Here is a 15,044-nt window from a genome sequence, read left to right as displayed (position 1 = left end):
AAGGCCTGATTCCCCCACCGACTAAAACCGGTGGCCCCCTCAGGAGGATTCGATGGACGAGTCCGCATTCCCCGTCGTGCTCTTCATCCTCGGCCCGGCGATCGCCATCGCCATAATGTGCATGGCCGCGGGGGCCCACAGCAAGAAGGTCAAGGAACTGACCGCGTGGGCCGGGCGACACGGGTGGAGGTACGACGAGCGGCGCCCCGACCTGGTCGACCACTTCCCGGGGGACCCGTTCGACCGCGGCGGTTCAAGCCGCAGCGCCGACCACGTGCTCTCCGGCTCCCACCGCGGCCACCGGGTGCTCCTCTACGAGCACCGCTACACCAAGCGCAGCCACAACGGGCAGAGCACCACGAGCACCACGCACCGCCACCGGATCGCGGCGGTGGCCACGCCGGCCCCCACCCCCGTGCTGGAGATCAAGGAGCAGCACTTCGGACACGTGCTGCTGAACCTCATCGGCATGCACGACCTGCGGATCGGCGATCCGCGTTTCGACGACGCCTTCCGGGTGACCGCCGACGACGACGACTTCGCCCGTTCCGTGCTGAGCGAGGAGCTCAGGACGTGGCTGCTCGCCCAGCCGCCGGGCCGCCGGGTTCCCCTCCGCTTCACCGGCGACCACCTGGTCACCTGGGAGAGCATCCGGCTGGATCCCGACTACGCCCTCGAAGCCGCCGATCACCTGATCGACGTCCTCGAACGGATCCCTGTCGGCGTCTGGGAGCAGCACAGGCACTGAGCTCGCGGAGATCACTCCTTCCCAGCGTTTGGACCAAGACGCGCCGAAGGCCCGGATTCCGCAGGAGCAAGGAGGAAGGGGAGGGACCTCAGTCGGCGAACTCGACGCCGGACAGCTCGGTGCGCCGGTACTCCGCCAGCCGCTCGGCCTGCTCCGCCACGTCGCCGCGTACCGACGCCGGAGCACCGGTCCACAGTTCGACGCGCACCTTCAGTTTCCTCCCGGATGCGCGCGGCCGCCACGTCCCCACGATCTCGCCATCGGCGAGTACGGCGCCGGGCCGACCCAGCACCGGCCACAGGGCCTTGGCGCGCGCCGGGTCGCCGACCAGCAGGGACCGGTCCTTCGCCTGCAGGAACAGGTCGTAGGGACCGAGCAGCCGTGTCGTCCTCGCCGGTCCCGCCGCGAGCCCGTCGGCGTCGATCGCCAGCAGCCACCTGGTCTGCCCGTCGACCGAGACCTCGACGGTGTCGGAGGGCCAGCGGGCCTTGATCTCCTTGACCGGCGCGTCGAGGTAGTCGGCGACGTGCTTCGGTGTGGCGGGCCCGCACAGGCGCAGGTAGCTGCGAACGACCTCGTAGTGCTGCGGCACCTCGACTGCCCGCTCGAAGCCGGGAATGGACCGCAGTACCGGCGGCGACGTGCCAGCCTGCAGCTCCAGCCCGGCACGCAGCGCCGCGAGCCGGAACGGCATCTCGTACAGGTGCGTAGCCTGGCAGGGACGGCAGTACCGCAGGTACGGCCGGTCCATCAGGGAGGTCATCCGCGTGGAGACCTCGCCTTTGACCATGGGCTCGGTCACCACCGACCGCATCGCCGCCGCGACCGCCTCCAGCGCGTCGAGCGCGCCGATACCTGCCTCCTTCAGCGGCTTGGCCGCGTCGTAGATGCGCTTGGCGGCGTCGGCCTCGGAGAACGGCCAGACCGCGGCGGCCACCTGCGGCAGGTTCGCACGGCGGTAGACGTGCGGCGCCCCGCGGATTGTCCAGGCCGTGGCCAACTCCGCGTCGGAGGCTTCGACACGTCCACGCCGCGGATCGCCAGCGCCCACAGCCCGCCGTCCGGGCCGGTGTCCTGCACGCCCGCATCCAGCACCGCGGTGTCGGCCAGTCGGCCGGACTCCCGCTCCAACTGCTGGGCCCGCACCCGGAAACCGAGAACCTGCCCACGCGTGACCGAGATACCCACACTGGCCATAGTAGGCGCGTCCGGTCCCGTCGCGGGGCCGGGCGAGTGCCCGCGGCCCCGCGAAGCGGCGGACCGCTCCGGTCGGGGCGGAGCCGCGGCACCCGTGAACGCAGCCCGCGGAGAAGGGCTCACCGCTCCGGCGGGGCGTGCGCGCCGCCTCCTCCCGAGGCGACCGTCTCCTCGGCTTCCCCGCGGAGGGACCGCGCCGGCTCCACGCGGTGCATCAGCCGGTCGACCAGGAAAGTCGAATCGCCCTCGGCCACAACGTGGTACGGCACGTACACGCGTTCGCGTTCGCACAGCTCAAGGCCCACCAAGCCGGAGGGGCGGTAACGGCGTACGACCTGGTCGCGAGCGAACTCCAACCATGCCTCGTCATCCGCCGCCGCCACTGCCGCGACCAGCTCGCCGGGCGCCGCCGAGGTCTCCTCCCGTTCCCGCAGCGCGACGTCGACGACGCCGAGGCGACCGGTGACCGCGTCACGGGCGAGGGCGACGCGGGCCGACCGGGCCGCGCGGAACGGGAGCTCGATCATCGCGGCCGCGACCGCGAGATCGACCGGCCAGTAGAGATCCCCGCACACGCGGGGCGGCTGCCGCCTTCCGGCGAGCCGGCGCAACAGCCATCCGGAGCGGCGCCGGACCAGTCGGCGGGAACGCTCCGGCCCGTGGTCCACCGCGATTGTCCGGATCCGCACGGCAGGCTGCGTCACCATGCCTGCTCCCCTCCCCTCTCGGCGACGGTCTCCGCCGAACGCACCATCGCCATGTGCTGTTCGGGAAGAGGAGCGCCGATCCGGCTCCACAGCCAGCACCCCAGGAAGCCGGCGGCCATTCCGACCACTGTGGAGGCGAAGGGGTTGTCGCTCAGCGGGTACCACCCGGCGTAGAGGCCGAACTGCGGCCCCATGTGAACGGCCAGGTAGACGAGGAAGCCGGTGAGAGCGCCGCCGAGCGCCCCGGCCGTGTTCGCGCCGCGCCACCACACGCCGAGGAACACGGGCCCGGTCAGCGCCGAGATGATGCCTCCCAGTCCGAGCCACATCCAGATGACGAGCAGCTCCGGCGGCGTCCATACGGCGGCCGCGGCGACGAAGCCGGCGAGGAGCACGCCGATCCGCCCCACCAAGAGAGAGCGGCGGTCCACCCGCGGGTCCTTGGGGTCCTGGCCGCGCCATGGCACCCAGGTCTTGCGGTACAGGTCGTTGGCGAAGATCTGCGAGATGCTCATCAGCAGGCCGTCGGAGGTCGACAGGATCGCCGAGAGAATCGCGATGCTGAGCAGCGCCGCCATCCAGGACGGCAGCATCTCGATGAACAACGTCGGTACCACCGCGTCGGGGTGGTCGGGTTCCACCCCGATGGCCCGCGCGAGTATGCCGCCCAGGAACAGGAAACTCACCACGAACCCGGCGAGGCTCGATGTGACGACGAACTGGCGGACCTGGGCGGTTCCCCGCAGCGCGAAGAACTTGTTGCCGAGGTGCGGCAGCGCTATGAAACCGAGGTGCGACACGAGCACCGCGATGATCATCCACCAGTTCGCGAAGCTGGGGTTGGCGGGATCGGTGTGCACGTCCCAGCGCATCACCTCGGGCAGGGCCGCGTTGACCGCGCCGGGGCCGAATCCGTCGACCCCGAACCCGACGAAGAACGCCCCCGCGACAATGCCCGCGATGACGAGCATGAAGAATCCCTGGACGGCGTCGGTGATGATGTCGCTGTGGCTGCCGCCTATGGTCATGTAGACCATCAGGATGCCGATGACGACCAGGAGCCCGTACTGGTACGGGATGCCCATGAGCGTCTCGAACAGCTGGCCGGAGGCCGCCAGCTGCGCCATGAGGTAGTAGATCAGGAACAGTGACATCAGGGCCGCGACGGCCCGGACGACGGGACTTCGGTAGAGGTCGCCCAGGAAGTCGGGGATCGTCGCCGAGCCCAGGCGGTCTCCGCTTCTCTTCAGGCGGCGCGCGATGAGCATCGTGCCGATGTAGGCGCCGATCGGATACAGCAGCGCGACGTAGGCGCCCTTGAACCCCGACTCGTAGGCGATCCCGGGAACACCCATGAAGGTCGCGCCGCTGGCGATCATGGCCATGTAGCTCAGCCCGAGTACGGGCCCTATGTAGGAACCGCGGGCGGTGGCGTAGGAGTCGGCGCTGTGGGTGCGTCGCATGCCCACGTAGCCGAAGTAGAACATCAGCCCGACGAAGCCGGCGAGGTAGATCCATCCCCAGGCGACGACCGTCATTGGGGCCACCCCCCTGCGTCGGCGCCTTTTCCGGCCTCGTTCCCGGCGGTGGGCCGCCGTTCGTCGTAGTGCAGCCAGACCAGCATTAAGAGCAGGTACGCGCCCATGGCGAGGGCGGACACGAGCAGAGTGTTCACTGTGTTCCTCCGGATGGCCTCAAGTGGACGAGGGGTGGGTGTGGTCGTGGGGCTGAAAGAGCCCCATGGGAGGCGCCGCACGCGCGTACCGGTCCGGCCGTGCGCGCGGCCGGGCGGTGCGCCGCGGCTCCGCCGTCGTCTCCGCGCGTTTTCGGGGGTTGACGTCAGACGAGGATCTGGAACGGGTCTTCGATGACCGCCTTCAACGTGGTGATCCACCGGGCGGCGAGCACGCCGTCGACCGGGCGGTGGTCGGCGGACAGGACGAGGTGGACGGTCGTGGCGACTTCGACCGCGCCGTCGATGACGAGAGCCTCCTCCTGGAGCGCGCCGACGGCCAGGACCGCTGCCTGCGGCGGGTTGATGATGGCGGCGAACTCCTCGGCGCCGAACATGCCGAGGTTCGAGACGGTGATCGAGCCGCCTTCGAGGTCGGACTGCCGGAGCCCTCCGGATCCGGCCTTGTCGGTGTAGTCGCGGACCCGGGTGGCGACCGCCGAGACCGGCATCGCCTCGACACCGCGCAGCACCGGGGTCACCAGGCCGTTGTCGGTGGTGACGGCGACCGATATGTCGACGGCGGTGAACCGGCGGACGGCCTCGGAGTCCCAGGCCACGTTCATCTCCGGTACCAGAGTGTGCGCCTTGGCGACGGCCTTGACCAGCATGTCGTTGACGGAGACCCTGACCGGGCTCGCTGCGTTGATCCGCTCTCGCAACTCCAGCAGCGCGTCCGCCCTGCACCTGGCGCGGACGTAGAAGTGCGGCGCGGTGCGCTTGCTCTCGGCGAGCCGCGCGGCGATCGCCGTCCGCATCCGTGAGTGGGGGACCTCCTCGTAGGCTCCGCTCGGAGCCGACGTGGTCGTGGCGGCCTCGGCGGGTTCCGCCGGTTCCCCGTCCTGTTCGGTCCCCTTGGTCTGGGCGGCGATGGCCGCCTCGACGTCCCGCCGGACGATGCGCGCGCCCGGGCCGGTACCGGTGATGGTTTCGATCGCCAGCCCCACATCCCGGGCCATGCGCCTGGCCAGCGGGCTGATGAAGATCCTGACGCCGCGATCGTCGGCCGCGCCGTCGGTGGCCCTGGGTGCCGGCTCGGCACCGCGGGCAGCGGTGCCGGCCGCGGGAGGGTCGGGCACTTCTCTGCGGGCGGTCGCGGTCTCCGCCAGCCCGGCCACGCCGAGCTCAGCGAACAGCGCATCGAGGTCTCCGGCCTTTTCGTCCGCGGACCCCAGGACAGCGATCGGACCACCGACCGGGACTTCGGCCCCCTCGGAGCACAGGGCCGTGAGCAGGACACCGTCGGCTTCCGCGGTGATCTCGACCTCGGCCTTGTCCGTTTCGATGACGGCGATCGCGTCGTTCTCGGCGAACCCGCCGCCTTCGACGACGTTCCAGGAGGACAGGATCGCGTCGGTGCTGGCGGCGGCGACTTCGGGCATACGGAGAAGCTCGGCCATGGTGTCCCTCCTGGGAAGGGGGTGGGGAGGGGTCAGTGACTCGTGATCTGCACGAGCCGACTGACGATGTCGTCCGTTCCCGCGATGGCGGCCCGCTCCAGCACCCTGCTGATGCTCGGGGCGGCCTCACCGCCGTGGACACGCTGGACGGGCTGGTCCAGCCAGTCGAAGTACCGGCGCTGGATCTCGTCTGCGAGCCAGGATCCGTAGGAGGTGCCCACCGGGCCCTGTTCGGCGATGAGGACGTTGTTGGTCTTGCGGATGCTCGCGCCGATGGTGTCCCAGTCGACGCCGGCCCGGTCCAGCCACCGCAGATCGACGACCTCCGCGTCGACGGCGCCGAGTTCGCCGACGGCTTCGAGGACGAAGTTCGTCATCGCCAGGTAGGAGAGGACGGTGACGTCCCCGCCCGTGCGGCGGATCGCGGCCTTCCCCACGGGCAGGCAGTAGTCGAGGTCGTCCACGGGGCCATCGCCGACCGAGGCGTAGAGGTCGACGTGTTCGATGACGACCACGGGGTCCTTGCATCTGAGGGCGCTGTTCATGAGGCCCACGTAGTCGAAGGGCGTGGACGGGGCCGCGATCCGCCAGCCGGGGGCTGTGGCGAGGATCCCGGCGGGGTCCATGGAGTGCTGGGAGCCGTAGCCGGTGCCCATGGCGACCTTGCTGCGCAGAACGAACGGAACGTCGCCGTCTCCGCCGAACATGTGCCGCGCTTTGCCGATCTGGTTGAAGATCTGGTCCGCGGCGACCCACATGAAGTCGGCGTACATGAACTCCACGACCGGTGTGTAGCGGCCGTCCAGCGCGATTCCGCAGCCGAGCCCGGCGAAGGCGTTCTCGCTGATCGGTGTGCCGAGAACCCGGTCGGGGTGCGCTTCGGCCAGTCCCTTGGTGGCACCGTTCGTGCCGCCCTTGAGGCGGTGGACGTCCTCGCCCATGACGACGATCGTGCCGTCTTCGGTCATGCGCCGGCGCATGACCTCGGAGACGACGTCGATGAACGTGCGTTCGGCGATCCGTCCGGTGAAGGTGTCGCGGTCGGCGAGACGGGCGCCGGAGAACTCGCTGAGGTCTCCCCGGATGCCGACATCGCAGAAGGCCGGGTCGGGCCACTCGCCGGGTCTGATCCTGCGCTGCCCCGGCCTGCCGTCCGGGTCGGGTTCCAGGAACTCCTCCCCGATCTCGACCATGGTGGCTTTCGCCTGCGTCACGCAGGCCTCGACCTGTTCGGCGCTCAGGATGTCCCGCTGGGTTATGTGGCCGCAGACGAGGGCGAGCGGGTCGCGCCGCCTCCACTCCTGCTCCTCGTCCTTGGTGCGGTACCCGAACGCGCTACCCGGGAAGGGGCCGTTCTGGTGGAAGTAGCGGTAGACGTCCGCCTCGATGATCGTCGGCCCGCTGCCCGCACGCATGTGGTGCACGGCTTCGGTCATCGCCGTGTGCACCGCGAGGGGATCCATGCCGTCCACCCGCCAGCTGGGGATGTTGAACCCCAGTCCGCGCGCCGACAGGCGGGGCTCCGCCGTCGCCTCGTTGACGTGGGTGGAGACCGCGTACTGGTTGTTCTCGATGAGGAAGCAGACGGGAAGCCGCCAGGCCGCGGCCAGGTTCAGCGTCTCCAGCACCGAGCCGATGTTCACGGCTCCGTCGCCGAAGCACGTCACCGAGACGGCGTCGGTCCCGGCGTGCCGGCCGGCCCAGCCGAAACCCGCTGCCTGGGGTACGCCGCCGCCGACGATGGCGTTGGTCCCCATCGCCCCGGCCTCTCTCCATCGCAGGTGCATCGAGCCGCCGCGGCCGCGGCAGAAGCCCTTCGCCAGGCCGCATATCTCCGCCAGACTGCGCGACAGGACGGTGCGGACCTCCTCCGTCACCGGCGCACGCGGGTCGATGCCTTCCGGTGCCACGTAGCCGAGCGCCTTGGCGAGGAACTGGTGGTGTCCGCGGTGGGAACCGTTGACGAAATCGGCCCCGGTCAGCGGCAGCATGGCACCTACGGCGCCGCCCTCCTGACCGACACTGGAGTGCACCGGCCCGTGGACCAAGCCCTGGCGGGCGAGTTCGAGAACGTACTCCTCGAAGGTCCGGATCAGCAGGATCTGGGCGAACATCGACAGCAGGAGCCGCGGCTCGGCGGCGTGCCAGTCCTTTTTCGTCGCCGCGACCTCGACCCAGGCGCCGCCGGAACCAGTTTCTTGTGTGTGGGCATGAGCACACCGCTCCGCTCGTCTCGGCTCCGGTCTGACAGGGTCCGGCGAGGGCCGCGACCCGTTTCTCCGGCATCACTGCCTCCTTGGTGACGAAGCCTGTCCGGCAGCCGGCGGCGTCTGCCGGACTGCGCTCTGGACGGCCACTTCGGACTCCAGTGAGACAGGCATCACACTGACAGCGACATGGATCCACAGTAAAGCCAAGTTATTCAGACGTTATATTTCAAGACCTCTGATCATTGACTATTCAGGCATCAACGCATGATACTTGCCGCCGGAGCCAAAATATGGATCCATATTCGGTAGGAACCGCAGCGGGAGGTGTTCGCCCGATGAGCGGCCGGAGATCCGGTGGTCTGCCGGGACTGACCGGGGTCGAGCACGTGGGCTTCACTGTCCCCGACCTCGAAGAGGCGACGAGGTTCTTCGTCGACGTGATCGGATGCGACTTCGTGTACTCGCTCGGCCCGTTCCACTCCGATGACTCGTGGATGTCCGACCGCCTCAACGTGCACCCGCGCACGGTGATGCGCGAACTCCGCTTCTTCCGATGCGCCAACGGCCCGAACTTCGAGATCTTCGAGTACGACGCGCCCGAGCGGAACCCGCAGCCGCCCCGCAACAGCGATGTCGGCGGCCACCACCTGGCGTTCTACGTCGAAGACATCGATGCGGCGGTCGCTCACCTGCGCGGTCACGGGGTGCGGATCCTGGGCGAGCCACCGCCAGCTCCGGCCCGAGCGGAGGACAGCGCTGGGTGTACTTCCTGTCGCCGTGGGGGATGCAGCTCGAACTGGTGTCCTACCCCGGCGGCAAGGCCTACGCCGAGAACGCCTCCGTCCTACTGTGGCAGCCTGATGACCGGAGCGACCGCTAGTCACGCCCGGGGAGGGCCATGTCCAAGAAGGCAACCGCCACCTCGAGTCCGCCGACCGTGGCGAGTCAACGGGTGGCCGACTACCTGCGAGACGCGATCCTCAGCGGCGAGCTGAGGCCGGGCACGCGGATCATGCAGGAAGAGGTCGCCTCCGCGCTCGGGGCGAGTCGGCTGCCCGTCCGCGAAGCGCTGCGGATCCTCGCGGCCGAAGGACTGACCGTCCTCAAGTCCAACAGCGGCGCGTGGGTGTCGAAGATGGACCTCTCCGAGTGCGACGGGGTCTACAAGATCCGCGAGCGCGTCGAACCGCTCGCCCTGGCCGAGAGCATCCCCCGCCTCACTCCGGCGGCCGTGGAGCGCCTCGAACAGATCCAGCAGGAGATCGAGGGCAGCGACGACATCGACCGCTTCCTCAGCCTCGACAAGGAGCTCCACCTCGCCACCTACGCCGGCTGCCGGATCGATCAGCTCAACACCATGATCGACCGGTTCTGGAACAGCACCCAGCACTACCGCCGCGCCTTCGCGCGGATCATCGACACGAGCGGCTGGCAGCTGATCTACGCTGAACACCGCCTGATCATCGAGGCCGTCAAGCGAGCGGACACCATCGACGCCGAGCGCTTCCTCACCGGACACATCCGCCGGACCCGCCTCGAACTGTCGAAGCACCCGGAGCTCTTCTCTGAGGACGGCTACGGCTGACCCCGGCGGCGAAGGCCCGCGGGATCCGCCGGCCGCATCGGGCAGTGGCGTGCTCAGCCCCCCGCCCCCGGCTCACCGCAGGGCGGAGCGGAACCGGCCGACTTCGGCAGCACGACGCTGAGCGCCGGGTCGAAGACCACCCGCGCCTGCTCGCCCGCCGGCGGAGGGGGACGGTCGAGCCGCACCTTCGCGAGCAGCGGCACCGCGCCGTCGAGTGTCACCGTCCAGTACCCCGGACCGGGGGCGACCTGGCAGACGTGCACGGGCACCCCCGGATCCCCCTCCCCCGCCACCCGCACACCGTTGGCGAAAACGGCGACCGTCGCGGGACCGGCGGGACCGCTGCAGCCGAGTCCGGTGGGGACCCCGTCCACGGACACGCCGCCGTCCGCCTCGACGAAAGCGTCGACGAGGTTGTCGTAGCCGACCAGCGCGGCCACACTGCCGTCGACCGGGTGCCGGGTGAGGAACTCGGGGGTTCCGGTCTGGTGCACGCGCCCGTCGAAAAGGGCCACCACCCGGTCCGCCAGCCGCATCGCCTCCTCCGGGCGGTGCGAGACGTGCACGACCGTGGTGGTGCGATCAGCCAGGGCCTGGTCGAGATCGGCGAGGAACGCCAGGCGCGACTGGGCGTCCAGGCCCGCTGCCGGCTCGTCGAGCAGCAGCACGGCCGGCTCGACGGCGAGCGCACGCGCCAGGCTGACCCGCTGCTGTTCTCCTCCGGAGAGCGCGGCCGCGGGGCGGTCCGCCAGGTGCGCGACGCGCAGCCGCTCCAGCGCGTGGAGGGCGAGGCCGCCCCGCCTGTCCCGCGGCACCTTCCGCCAGCGCAGCGGCAGCTCGACGTTGCACCGGACGCTGGTGGACAGCAGCGCCGGACGCTGCGTCGCATACGCCACCCGGCGCCGCAGCTCCACCCCGCCGTCGGTGGTGCGCACCCCGCCGACGGTGACCCGGCCGCGGTGCGGCATCTCGACGGCGGCGAGCAGCCGCAGCAGGGTGGTCTTGCCCGCCCCATTGGGGCCGAGGACGCACAGCCGCGCGCCGCGCTGCACATCGAGTTCGCCCACCCGCAGTACCTCGCGGCCGCCCCGGAAGTGCCGGAGACCGCGCACGCTCAGCTCCGCGCCCACGCGGCCCCCCTTCGCTGCACCGAGGCCAGCAGGCCGTTGACGAGGAACGCCAGGCCCAGAAGGATCAGGCCGTAGACGATCGCGACCCCGAAGTCGCCGCGGCTCACGCTCTCCACGATCGCGGTCGTCATCACCTGCGTATGGCCGTGGATGTTGCCGCCGACGATCGTGGCGGCGCCCACCTCCGAGATCGCCGTCCCGAACCCGGCCGCCGCGGCGGCGAGCAGCGGCAGCCGGGCTTCGAGCCACATGCGCAGCACCAGCTGCGCGCGGTTGGCCCCGAGCGAGCGAAGCTGCTCCGGCAGCTCCGGGGGGAGCATGCGCAGCGCCGCCATCGTGATCGCCGTGATCAGCGGTATGGCGATCAGCGCCTGGGCGATGATCATGCCGCGCACAGTGTAGATCAGCCCGAGACCGCCTAGGGGGCCGCTGCGCCACAGCAGCAGCGCCACGCCCAGCCCGACGACGACCGTCGGAACCGCCATGCCGGTGTTGACCACGGCGACCAGGAACCTGCGCCCGCCCGCCCGGGTGAGCGCCAGCGCGGTCCCGAGCGAGATCCCGACCAGCGAGGCGATCGCCGCCGCGCTCAAGGACACGACCGCGGAGCGCGCCAGCACCTCATAGACCGTCTCGCTCATCAGTCCAGTGCGTCGGGAAAGAACAGCGGCTCGGAGTGCTCGTCGACGCCGAAACCGGCGATCGCCCGCTGTACGGGTTCGCCGCGGATCCAGCCGGAGAACTCCTCCGCGCAACCGGTGTTCGTCCCCTCGTGGTCGACGACGACCACGTGGTAGTCGTTGTTCAGGTCCTCGGTCCCCTCGAAGGCGATCTCGGACTCCAGGCCGCTGGTGGCCAGGAACGTTCCGCGGTCCGAGAGCGTGTAGGCCTGCTTCTGGCTCGCGACCGTCAGGGTCTCCCCCATGCCCTGGCCGGTCTCGACGTACCACGAACCGCCCGGCTCGATGCCGGCCTCCTCCCACAGGGACAGCTCCTTGGCGTGCGTACCGGAGTCGTCGCCGCGCGAGGCGAACAGCGCCTCGTCCTCTGCGACCTCGGCCAGCGCCGCGGCCGCGTCGTCCGCCTCGGCGAGCCCGGAGGGGTCGTCCGGTGGTCCGAGGAGGACGAAGTCGTTGTGCATGACCGGCTCGCGGCTGGACCCGTGCCCGTCGGCCATGAACCGCTCCTCGGCCTCCGGCGAGTGCACGAGCAGGACATCGGCGTCGCCCCGCTCGCCCATCTCCATGGCCTGCCCGGAACCGACCGCCACCGTCTTCACGGTGCAGTCGCTGTTCTCCTCGAACATCGGGAGGATCTCGTCGAGCAGCCCCGAGTTCTGGGTGCTCGTCGTGGTCGCCAGCACCACGTCGCCCCCGGCACCGACCGTGCTCTCCTCCGCGTCCCCGGACGAGCATCCCGCCGCCGCCAGGACCGCCGCTGCCGCTACCGCCCCGGACGCCGTTCTCATCACGCTGCCTCCCGCATGTCGCCGGCACGGCGCGCGTCGTAGCCCGCCATGTCGGCCAGCCGATTCCGGAATGCCCCCGTTGTGAGTACGTCGAGCAGCGGAGCGAGCAGCCCCGCGGAGTCCGGGCCGGTGGCGAGTTCGAAGTCCTCCCACTCGATCGGCAGGAAGTCCGCGTCGACGGCGTCGGCCACCGCGCGGACGGCCAGACCCGCGTCGGCGGCCCCCGTGGCCACGGCGGCGGCGACCCCGAAGTGCGACTCGCACACCTCGCCGCCCTGCCCGGGAGTGACCCCCTCCTCGCGGAGCAGCCGGTTCAGCAGCAGGCGCGACCCGGTTCCCGGTGCCCGCACGGCCAGAGCGGCGCCGTTGAGATCGGCGACCCCCGCGATCCCCAGCGGGTTCCCTTTCGGCACCACGAGGCCCTGCTCGCGGCTCCACAGGTGGACGAGGGTCGCGGGCCGGCCCCCGAGGACGCGCCGCGCGAACGTGTCGTTGGCGCGGCCCGTGCGCGCGTCGCGGAGGTGCACCGCGGCCGCGTCGGCGGTGCCCTGGGCGAGCATCCCCAGCCCCGCGACGCTGCCCCGCCCCGCCGGGACGCGCTCGACGGCGGGCCCGGCGGTCGACAGCAGCAGGTCGAGCGCGGGATCGTCGCTGCCGCACAGCCGGGCCGCTTCGGTACCGCTGCCGAGGCCGGCCGTCATCGCGACCGCCCGTTCCGGACCCTCGGCCGTGACCACCGCGTGCGAACGCGGCGATCCCTCGATGACGCCCGCCTCGCGCAGGATCGTGTGCGCCCGCGCGGCCGTGCCCGGAGAACAGCCGGCCGTCCTGGCCAGTTCGCGGACGGCGGGGACGGGGGCGCCGGGACCGATCCGCCCGGCGATGATGTCGGCTGCCACGGCCATCGCGACTTCCTGTACCTTCTGTACCACCGGTACAGAATACAGTCTACCGGATCCGGTGACCAGTCTCCGCTGTGCTGTAGCCGCCGAGCGCCTCCACCGACGCCTGGAAGTCCGGCGACTCCAGCAGGTCCCACAGAGGTGCGAGGAGCGGGTCGTCGAGACCGCCGGCGTCCAGCACGAGGTCGTAGGGCTCCTGTGCCACCGGAACGAAGCCCAGCCCGAACGCCTGCGCGGCCGCCATGATGCCGAGGCCGCAGTCCGCCCGTCCCGCGGCGATCGCGGCGGCGACGGCGAGGTGCGTCGGCTCCTCCCGCGCGTAGCCGTCGATCCCCGCCGGATCGATCCCCAGCCTGCGCAGCTCGTGGTCGAGCAGCATCCGGGTACCCGCGCCCCGCTGCCGGTTCACATAGGACAGGCGCCCCCCAGCGAGGTCGGACAGGCCCGTGACCCCCTCCGGGTTCCCGGGCGGCACCAGCAGCCCCTGATCACGGTGCACGAGGCGCACCACGGCCAGCTCCCGATCAGGCATCATCTCGTCCAGGTAGGGCAGGGTGTACTCCCCCGTCGCGGGGTGCAGCAGATGCGAACCGGCCACGTGGCACAACCCGTCGCGCAGCGCCACCAGCCCGCCGAGCGAGCCGACGTTGGACGACATCAGGCTCAGCGTCGGGTCGGCGGCGCGCAACTCCGTGGCCGCGAGGTCGAGGACCAGGTCGTGCGAGCCGATGGCGACGATCGAGCGCTCGATCTCGGGCAGCCTGCGCAGCAGCTGCACCGGAACCCGCTCGCCGGCCTGGTGCCCCTCCACGGCCGCCGGCACGACCAGCAGCCCGTCCGCCCGCACCAGCGAGGTCAGCACGCCGGCACCGCGCGGCAGCGGGGTCGCCACGACCTGCCCGTTCACCGCTCCCAGGCGCACCCGGACCCAGTCGTCCATGCCGACGACGGACGGCAGCTTCCGGGCGAGCCGGGCCTGGACCTCCGGCCGGTGCGGCGGCGCCGCGCCTTCGAGCTCGGCGAGCAGCGGCGCGGCGAAGATGTCGAACGTCAGGGCAGCCGAGACCGGATAGCCCGGCACCCCGATCACCGGGGTGGCCTCGACCGCGCCCAGCACCACCGGGTGGCCGGGCCGCACGGCGACCCCGTGCACGGCGAGCGATCCCAGCTCGGCCACCACGCGCGCCGTGTAGTCGTCCCGGCCGGCACTGGACCCGGCGACGACCACCACCAGGTCCGCAGCGGCGGCCGCGCCGCGGACCGCCTCGCTGATCCGGGCCACGTCGTCGGGCTGGACCGGCAGCGCCCACGCCTCGCAGCCCACCTCGCGCGCCTGGGAGAGCAGCATCAGCGAGTTGGTGTCGAGAATCTGATCCTGACGCGGCGGCGACCCGATCGGCACGATCTCGTCGCCGGTGGGGATGACCACCACCTTCGGCCGCCGCCGGACCGTCAGCTCGGTGGCGCCCGCGGCCGCCGCGGCGGCGACGTCGACGGGGCGCAGCCGGTGCCCCTCGGGCAGCAGCAGCTCGCCCGCGCTGACGTCCTCCCCGATCGAGCGCACGTGCTGGTAGGGCGGTACGGCCGCCAGGATCTCCACGGTGTCGCCCCCGCCGACGCGGTGCACGTGCTCGCGCATGACGACCGCGTCAAGGCCGTCCGGCATCGGGTCCCCCGTGTCGACCACGTGGTAGGAGTCCGGCTTCAGATGGAGCGGCGTGGTCTCCGACGCACCGTGGGTGTCGGCGGAGCGGACGGCGATACCGTCCATCGCGGCGACGTCGCCGACCGGCGACGAACGGCCGGCCCAGACCGGTAGCGCGGTCACCCGCCCCACCGCCTCCTCGAGCGCGAGGGTGACCCCGTCGAGCCGCTCCGGGCAGCCGGTGGCGGCGCGGGCCCGCTGCCAGGCCGCCATCGCCGAGTCCGCGGGCACGTCGTTCACGAAGGGACTGTCGTGCACGG

General features: G+C 71.2%; 13 protein-coding genes and 1 pseudogene. 3 read left to right on the top strand and 11 right to left on the bottom strand.

Annotated elements, in window-relative coordinates; genetic code table 11:
* The first annotated feature begins 52 nt into the window (after positions 1 to 52).
* Positions 53 to 748: a type III secretion system chaperone family protein gene (locus VS93_RS07355; protein ID WP_046469251.1), complete on the top strand. Its 696-nt coding sequence runs from the start codon at positions 53 to 55 to the stop codon at positions 746 to 748.
* An 88-nt stretch (positions 749 to 836) separates the two neighbouring features.
* On the opposite strand, the gene VS93_RS07350 is transcribed toward VS93_RS07355, so the two are convergent.
* The 6 genes from VS93_RS07350 to VS93_RS07330 form a co-directional block, all read right to left on the bottom strand.
* Complete coding sequence (locus VS93_RS07350; protein WP_201776572.1) at positions 837 to 1,799, bottom strand: winged helix DNA-binding domain-containing protein; 963 nt, start codon at positions 1,797 to 1,799, stop codon at positions 837 to 839.
* Positions 1,800 to 2,064: 265 nt separating this feature from the next.
* Entirely contained in the window at positions 2,065 to 2,652 is a 588-nt protein-coding gene (locus VS93_RS07345; protein ID WP_046469250.1) for a hypothetical protein, read from the bottom strand.
* Positions 2,646 to 4,190: a sodium:solute symporter family protein gene (locus VS93_RS07340; protein WP_046469249.1), complete on the bottom strand. Its 1,545-nt coding sequence runs from the start codon at positions 4,188 to 4,190 to the stop codon at positions 2,646 to 2,648. Before VS93_RS07340 ends, VS93_RS07345 begins: the two co-directional genes overlap by 7 nt.
* On the bottom strand, positions 4,187 to 4,327 hold the full coding sequence (locus VS93_RS28935) for a hypothetical protein (protein ID WP_156184712.1): 141 nt from the start codon (positions 4,325 to 4,327) through the stop codon (positions 4,187 to 4,189). The genes VS93_RS07340 and VS93_RS28935 overlap by 4 nt, the downstream gene beginning before the upstream one ends.
* Positions 4,328 to 4,491: 164 nt before the next feature.
* Entirely contained in the window at positions 4,492 to 5,784 is a 1,293-nt protein-coding gene (locus tag VS93_RS07335; protein ID WP_046469248.1) for a dihydrolipoamide acetyltransferase family protein, read from the bottom strand.
* Between the two features lie 32 nt (positions 5,785 to 5,816).
* Positions 5,817 to 7,898, bottom strand: coding sequence for an alpha-ketoacid dehydrogenase subunit alpha/beta (locus tag VS93_RS07330; protein ID WP_156184711.1), 2,082 nt, complete (start codon positions 7,896 to 7,898; stop codon positions 5,817 to 5,819).
* A 386-nt stretch (positions 7,899 to 8,284) separates the two neighbouring features.
* Between VS93_RS07330 and VS93_RS33280 the strand changes: the two are divergent.
* Together VS93_RS33280 and VS93_RS07320 are read left to right on the top strand one after the other, a co-directional pair.
* Positions 8,285 to 8,674: pseudogene (locus tag VS93_RS33280) on the top strand (VOC family protein); the annotation flags it as partial.
* 218 nt (positions 8,675 to 8,892) lie between these two features.
* Positions 8,893 to 9,579 carry a GntR family transcriptional regulator gene (locus VS93_RS07320; protein WP_046469247.1) on the top strand — a complete coding sequence of 229 codons (687 nt, stop codon included), beginning with the start codon at positions 8,893 to 8,895 and terminating at the stop codon, positions 9,577 to 9,579.
* Between the two features lie 53 nt (positions 9,580 to 9,632).
* Here the strand turns inward: VS93_RS07320 and VS93_RS07315 are convergent, their stop codons facing one another.
* From VS93_RS07315 to VS93_RS07295, 5 genes are read right to left on the bottom strand one after another with little or no spacing between them, the layout of a single operon-like run.
* Positions 9,633 to 10,709 carry an ABC transporter ATP-binding protein gene (locus VS93_RS07315; RefSeq protein WP_052745577.1) on the bottom strand — a complete coding sequence of 359 codons (1,077 nt, stop codon included), beginning with the start codon at positions 10,707 to 10,709 and terminating at the stop codon, positions 9,633 to 9,635.
* Positions 10,694 to 11,350: an ABC transporter permease gene (locus VS93_RS07310; RefSeq protein WP_046469246.1), complete on the bottom strand. Its 657-nt coding sequence runs from the start codon at positions 11,348 to 11,350 to the stop codon at positions 10,694 to 10,696. The genes VS93_RS07315 and VS93_RS07310 overlap by 16 nt, the downstream gene beginning before the upstream one ends.
* The gene (locus VS93_RS07305) at positions 11,350 to 12,177 is read right to left on the bottom strand and encodes a substrate-binding domain-containing protein (RefSeq protein ID WP_046469245.1); all 828 of its coding nucleotides are present in this window, start codon (positions 12,175 to 12,177) and stop codon (positions 11,350 to 11,352) included. The genes VS93_RS07310 and VS93_RS07305 overlap by 1 nt, the downstream gene beginning before the upstream one ends.
* The gene (locus VS93_RS07300; protein ID WP_046469244.1) at positions 12,177 to 13,082 is read right to left on the bottom strand and encodes a substrate-binding domain-containing protein; all 906 of its coding nucleotides are present in this window, start codon (positions 13,080 to 13,082) and stop codon (positions 12,177 to 12,179) included. The genes VS93_RS07305 and VS93_RS07300 overlap by 1 nt, the downstream gene beginning before the upstream one ends.
* Before the next feature lie 43 nt (positions 13,083 to 13,125).
* Entirely contained in the window at positions 13,126 to 15,042 is a 1,917-nt protein-coding gene (locus tag VS93_RS07295) for a molybdopterin biosynthesis protein (RefSeq protein ID WP_201776569.1), read from the bottom strand.
* Positions 15,043 to 15,044 lie beyond the last annotated feature (2 nt).

It is taken from the genome of Allosalinactinospora lopnorensis (genome assembly GCF_000981225.1).
Classification (GTDB): domain Bacteria; phylum Actinomycetota; class Actinomycetes; order Streptosporangiales; family Streptosporangiaceae; genus Allosalinactinospora; species Allosalinactinospora lopnorensis.
Note: the sequence above shows the minus strand (reverse complement) of the source record. Positions and strands in the feature narration are given on the sequence as shown.